The organism is Vicinamibacteria bacterium (assembly GCA_035620555.1).
Lineage (GTDB): Bacteria > Acidobacteriota > Vicinamibacteria > Marinacidobacterales > SMYC01 > DASPGQ01.
In genome coordinates, this window is the sequence record DASPGQ010000756.1 from 1 (window position 1) to 5,854 (window position 5,854).

Genomic DNA, 5,854 nt, shown 5'->3' on the forward strand with positions numbered 1-5,854 from the left:
CGTTGCACGACCATTGACCGAACCCACATATCAATCATGCAACGTCGCGACTGTACCCCGAGACGGAAGTCAGTCTATGTGCGCCAAAGCGTTGGGTTTTCCCTACAGTAGTCGTGGGAAAAAGCCCCTACCCAGCTGGCAGGGAGCAATGATAGAAAACCCGTGTGGCTGGATTGAAGCTCGAGTTTCTGGAAGAAAACGTCTCGGCCGTAGCAATACTTCTGGAGCGAGAGGCGCCGCGGACCTGTCGCCTCATTCTCGAGCAGCTCCCCTTCGAAGGCGAGCTGCTCCATGGCATCTGGTCCGGTCCCGAGACCTACCTGCCGATCGATCCCACGATCCTTGCGCCGGCCGAGCATCAGGCCACGAGCCTCGTCCCCGGAGACATCGGGTATTTCGCCCTGGAAGGAGGGAGGCTCGTCGACTGGCCGGAGAATTTTGCCGAGGTGCTCTTCGCCTACGGTCGCGGAGCGCGACCTAGCATGCCGACCGGGCCGGTGACGGTGAACATCTTCGGACGCATCACCGGTAATCTCGAGGAGTTCGCCCGAATGTGCGCGCGCATGAAACGCGAAGGCGCCAAGCGTTTTCGCATCGAGCGGTGTTGACGCCGAATCGCCGTCAAGAGCACCGGCAACCTTTATCGAGCTGAACCGTCCCGGGGTGCGGCTGTGGCTGGACCACGGGCAGCACGAGCTCTCCGGCCGACAAGGGCATCGGCCGTCCGCCCGCGTAGATCCGATGCCGACCCTTCTCCTTGAACCAGTCCCGCGTCGTCGCCACGCGGTGCATGCTCTCGACGATCTTCCTGAATCCGACGCCGGTGTTGTACGCGCAAAACGATATCTCGCCCTCCTGTGTCGCGTACGGAATGACGCACATCTCCGTTCTGCGAAAGTCATAGGTCCAGAGATCCTGGAACCACATGCCCCCTACCCACATGATGTTCCACTCGTCCTCTTCCGTACGGCCAGAAACGGCGCCGCCCATCTTGCGGTTGAGCAGTCTCAAGAACTTGGCGAGATTCATTCCGCGGGGCATCTTTGAAGGACGCAGGTTGCGGGTGAACGCCAGAAGCGCCTGCATCTTGGAAAGTGCCGGGCCCCGGGCGGTGTCGGTGATGACATTCACGTCGCGAACGAAGCTCTCGACGTCGAAAAAAGCGGTCAGCGGTGTCCACTCCTTGGTGTGCCAGTTGATGACGAGGATCAGGCTCGCGCCGCAATTGGGGTGGCACGAGCAGTTGAGTCCGCCGAAAACGGCCTCAGGACCTCGAAGGTGGTCGGCGAGCCAGGTGAACGCACCCAGAGAGCCCAGCGGATACCAGTCCCGGTAGACGTCGATCTTGCCCTCATAGTAACGATGCAGCTCGTGGGCGAGGTGTGAGACGGTATATCGCTTGCGCCTTCGTTCTTCGTTGGAAATATCCTCGTCACGACCGGTGAACGAGACCGGCTGAAAGGACACGGCTCCAATCATGTCGGAGTGATCGATCATGAAATCCAAAATCGGCCCCACTTGCCCATCGTTCACCGTGTTGACGATGGTCGTGACCGGGGTGATATCCATTCCCGCTTCGAAAATCCTCTCGATGGCCAGCTTTTTCGCATCGAACAGGTTCGCCACCTGCCGGTGGGCGTTCGACTCGTTCGTGACCCCGTCGAACTGGAGGTAGACCATGTTCAAGCCTGCCTCCTTCGCCTGATAGGCATACTCCGGCTCCAGCACGAAGCGCAGCCCGTTGGTCGCCGCCTGAACGCTCCAGTAACCGAGATTCTTGGCGTAGTGGCATGCGTCGAGGAAGTGCGGAGAAAGCGTCGGCTCGCCGCCGGAGAACTGGACCGAGAGCTGGCGACGGGGCTTGAACGAGATCGAATCATCGAGGATCCTTTCGATGTCTTCGAGCGTCAGTTCGTGGACGTAGCCCACCTGGTTCGCGTCCATGAAGCACGGGTTGCACATCATGTTGCAGCGATTCGTGAGATCGAGAGTCAACACCGCGCCTCGGCCGTAACGGATGGTCGACGAGCCGTGGTGGTGCAAGTGCTCGTCTCCCGCGGTGGCATAATCGCGGCCGAAGAAACGTTCCTCCAGCGTTGCGCTCAGTCGGGGGTCGATCGACAGGACGTCCTCGAACGAGCCGTGGACCTCGCAGCGTTTACGAATCAATAGCCGCCCGTCCTCTTCGACGATACGCGCGGGGATCTCGGCCGTGCCGCGTTTCAACAGCTCGTCGACCCCTCGCTCCCCCGCGAGGATAGCTTCCCGGACCTCGACGACACAGTCGGGGCAGAGCGAATCGGTCTCGCGCGGCCAACCGAGCGGCGGCTTGGAGCGCTCGCGACTCTTGGGCAGCGGCCCCGGGGCCCAATTGGGATGGATGGAAGGACTCTCAGGGATGCGAGAGTTCAGAGCCTGAAAACCTTCCCAGGCCAGATGGGCGACGTGCCGGAGTGTCGAGGTTGCCCGGTCGGACATGGGTCATTCTAATCGAACACGGTCTCGGTGAGACCGTCGATCCACCCGGCGAAGGAGGCGAGGCGGGCGGCGAAGTCCGGGAACTCGGATGAAATCACTCGGCGCGCGCCTCGGCACGGTGGGTTGCGCGTCAAGAACCCCTCGACTTCACCGACCCAGTCCGCATGGCTCTTCGTCTCGCCATTTCCCTCGATCGAAGCACGCTGCAGTGGTTCGATCTCGCGAGCCCGCGCACGAAGACGCGAGGCACGCTCGGGAGTATCGAGCGTCGCACCTCTTTCGAGAAGCTCCGCGCGCAAGCCCGGCGTAACGATTGCCCCTTCCCCGGTCGAAACGGCCCTCGGTGGAAGCGGGCGGCTCGAGGCACCCAGGGCCCAGATGGCCCGCTCCACCAGCGGCCAACCGGAGTCGAAAGGAAGCGAAAGAGCTACGACGTCACCCCGCGAAACTTCCATGGTTTCCTCGAGCGCGAGAGCGAGGCGTATCGAGAGCCGATCCGCACGCCAGTCGGGTGTCTTCTTCGTGCCGTCGGTGAATACCGAGCCTCGGTCGTGGTATCGCGCCGCGTGAAGGAGCAATCGATTCATCGTGTCCGGGGCCAGCGTATCCAGCGGCTCGGGCAGCACACCGAACGGAAACATCGAGAGTCAGATGCCGGCCCTGCGGAGCGCTTGCCGGGAAATCCGAGTCACATAGACGGTCGCGGCGACCGTCGCGGCAAATCCCAGCAGCTGAAAAACAACCTGCGCCGGCTCCGCCCGTCCCGAGACCGCCTCGGCTCCGGCGCGGCCGAGAGAGCCCAGATAAACGAACAGCAGGGTGGCGGGCACGAGCCCGATGAAGCTGCCAAGCGCGTAATGGGAGAAACTCACTCGTGTCAGACCGTAGGCGTAGTTCTGAAACACGTAGGGAAAGACCGGGCAGCATCTCGTAAGCAACACGAGCTTCCAGCCAGCGACGCCGATGGCTTCATCGAGGGACGAGAACGCGGGCTTCGACCGAACCCAACGCTCGACGCGTGAGCGTGCCAAGTAGCGGGAGACGAGAAAAGCGAGCGCCGCCCCCGCGCTCGCCGCGACTTGCGCCGCCACGAACCCTTTTCCGAGACCGAAGGCGGCTCCGGCGGCCGTCATGACGACCGATCCCGGGAACAGGAAAACCACGGCGACACCGCCCCCGAGCACGAAGGGTATGATCCCCAGGCCCGAGAGCCCGCCGAGAGAAGACAGCACGAAGTTCAGACCACCCGCTTCAAGGACTCGTCGAGGGCTCGGAGAAAACTCTCGTTGTCCTCCGCGGTACCGACCGAGATCCGGAGGAAAGTCGGCATCCCCCAGGACGAACCGTCCTTCACGAAGATGTGTTTCTCGTAGAGCGCCGCCACGATCGGACGCGCGCGGCGCCCGAGATCCACCATGAAAAACGGCGCCCGATGGCCGTAGGGGTGAAGGCCGTGCCGTTCGAGCCCTGAGCGAAGCTGCGCGAGTCCTTCGTCGATCGTCCTCACGTAGCGAGCGACGTGGTCGGTGTCGGCGAGGGCCGCCGGACCGGCGCGATGCGCCGCCGTATTGATGCCCAGATCACCCCACCACACCGATTTCACTCTCTCGATGATCTCTTCCGGACCGATGACGTATCCGAGCCGGAGGCCAGCGAGACCGAAGGCCTTGGAGAAAGTCCTCGCCACGAGAATGGGGGCCCCTCGATGGGCACGATCGAGCGCGCTCGCGCCTTGAGGTAGAAAATCGTGGTAGGCCTCGTCGACGAAGAGCACCGAGCCCTTCGGAACCGCCTTCAAAAGCGACGCCAGTTCGTCGCCGTCGAGGGCCGCTCCCGTTGGATTGTTGGGGTTCGCCACGTAGATCAATCGCGAGTCGGCCGTCACTGCCCGCTCGATTCCTCGCACGTCGACCCGGCCCTCGTCGACCAGGGGCACGCGGATCGCCTCTCGTCCCATCGATTCGGCCACGCCCCCACACCACCCGTAAGTAGGAACGGGAAGAACGACGTTGCCCCCGTCCTTCAAAAGGGCCCAGGGCACGAACTGCAAGAACTCGGTGGAGCCACACCCGATGAGGACGTTGTTCGATGAGACGGCATGATGGCGAGCGATCGCCTCGATTAGAGGGTCGATGTAGTTGTAACGATTCGACTGCGAAAGGCCATCCTCCAGGATGGCCCGTAGGGCTTTCGGGGACGGCCCCAACGGGTTCTCGTTGAAGTTGAGCTGGACCGAGCCAGGAGGAAAGCCGCCGACGGGGAAATCGGGAGGCGGGTCGCCCGAATCCTGAGCGATGGCCCTCGGCAGGCTGAGTCCCGATGACGCCGCCAGGAAGCCAACGGCCTTGAGAAACGTCCGCCTCGACGCGGCAAGCCCCTGGGGATAGCAGCTCCATGAGCGATCTCGAAAATCCATCTGCCGCTCCATCGGGGAACTCTATTCGAAATTCCGCCCATCTTCCACTCAGCGTTTTCTTTCTGTCTTTGTAATCAATGCCGTGTCGACTCAGGGACTTGCGCAACTGGGCTGGACTAGTCAAATGGCACGAAACCTGCGAAAATAGCATCGAGTTTTCCTTCTCGAACCGAATACACGAGTGGACACCACCCCTTCACCCACGAATCCATCCTCCTCGCACGACGCGGGGATCAAGATTCCGGGTGATCGCTACGAGATCGAAGGCCGGCTCGGGGCCGGCTCGTTCGGGTCCGTCTACAAGGCAATCGATACGTTCCTCGGCCGCGCCGTTGCCATCAAGTCCATCAGTCTCGCCACGTCGGGAGATCTCGAGCAGCGCAAGTCTCTCAGCAAGCGCTTCATCCGAGAAGCTCAGGTCGCGGCCCAACTACACCATCCGAACATCGTAACCATCTACGACATCATGTTCACGCCGGAGATGGGCTTCATCGTGATGGAGTACATCGAAGGCTCGACGCTCCAGCAGCTGCTCCGAAACGAGCCGATCTCGGTAGCCACCGCCGTCGACATCGCGATCCAGGTGGGGAAAGCGCTCGAGTACGCTCATGAGCACAAGGTGATACATCGGGACATCAAGCCGGGCAACATCATCATCACTCAGTCGTGGGAGGCGCGAATCACCGACTTCGGGATAGCGACGTCGGAAGGCGCGACGAGTGCGACGATGTCGGGAGGATTGGTGGGCACTCCGGACTACATGTCGCCCGAGCAAGCCAAGGGCGAAGGCGTCGACTCCCGTTCCGACATCTTTTCTCTCGGTTGCGTGCTCTACGAGTGTCTCGCCGGGCAAAAGCCTTTCAAAGGCGGAAGCCTCACCGGCGTTCTCTTGAGCATCGTGAACACCGACCCGCTCCAGTCGGATACATGGAAGAGAAAGCGTTACCCGCCCGAGCTCGA

At 62.0% G+C, this 5,854-nt stretch carries 6 protein-coding genes; 2 read left to right on the plus strand and 4 right to left on the minus strand.

Annotated elements, in window-relative coordinates; all coding sequences use genetic code 11:
• Positions 1 to 164: 164 nt before the first annotated feature.
• Complete coding sequence (locus tag VEK15_30305) at positions 165 to 608, plus strand: DUF3830 family protein (protein ID HXV65026.1); 444 nt, start codon at positions 165 to 167, stop codon at positions 606 to 608.
• 13 nt (positions 609 to 621) lie between these two features.
• Here VEK15_30305 and VEK15_30310 read toward each other — a convergent pair whose 3' ends face one another.
• From VEK15_30310 to VEK15_30325, 4 genes are read right to left on the minus strand one after another with little or no spacing between them, the layout of a single operon-like run.
• Positions 622 to 2,478 carry a radical SAM protein gene (locus VEK15_30310; GenBank protein ID HXV65027.1) on the minus strand — a complete coding sequence of 619 codons (1,857 nt, stop codon included), beginning with the start codon at positions 2,476 to 2,478 and terminating at the stop codon, positions 622 to 624.
• A gap of 8 nt (positions 2,479 to 2,486) precedes the next feature.
• A complete protein-coding gene (locus VEK15_30315; GenBank protein ID HXV65028.1) occupies positions 2,487 to 3,119 on the minus strand; it encodes a hypothetical protein in 633 nt (210 codons plus the stop codon).
• Positions 3,120 to 3,125: 6 nt separating this feature from the next.
• A complete protein-coding gene (locus VEK15_30320; protein HXV65029.1) occupies positions 3,126 to 3,710 on the minus strand; it encodes a VTT domain-containing protein in 585 nt (194 codons plus the stop codon).
• A gap of 5 nt (positions 3,711 to 3,715) precedes the next feature.
• On the minus strand, positions 3,716 to 4,906 hold the full coding sequence (locus VEK15_30325; GenBank protein ID HXV65030.1) for a histidinol-phosphate transaminase: 1,191 nt from the start codon (positions 4,904 to 4,906) through the stop codon (positions 3,716 to 3,718).
• A gap of 169 nt (positions 4,907 to 5,075) precedes the next feature.
• On the opposite strand from VEK15_30325, the gene VEK15_30330 reads away from it, so the two are divergent.
• Positions 5,076 to 5,854, plus strand: a 779-nt coding sequence (locus tag VEK15_30330; GenBank protein HXV65031.1) for a serine/threonine-protein kinase, incomplete at its 3' end; no start/stop codon positions are given.

Excerpts from the sequence above, each read along its gene's own strand:
- VEK15_30310 (HXV65027.1), bottom strand. The coding sequence starts at position 2,478 with ATGTCCGACCGGGCAACCTCGACACTCCGGCACGTCGCCCATCTGGCC.
- VEK15_30315 (HXV65028.1), bottom strand. The coding sequence starts at position 3,119 with ATGTTTCCGTTCGGTGTGCTGCCCGAGCCGCTGGATACGCTGGCCCCG.
- VEK15_30325 (HXV65030.1), bottom strand. The coding sequence starts at position 4,906 with ATGGAGCGGCAGATGGATTTTCGAGATCGCTCATGGAGCTGCTATCCC.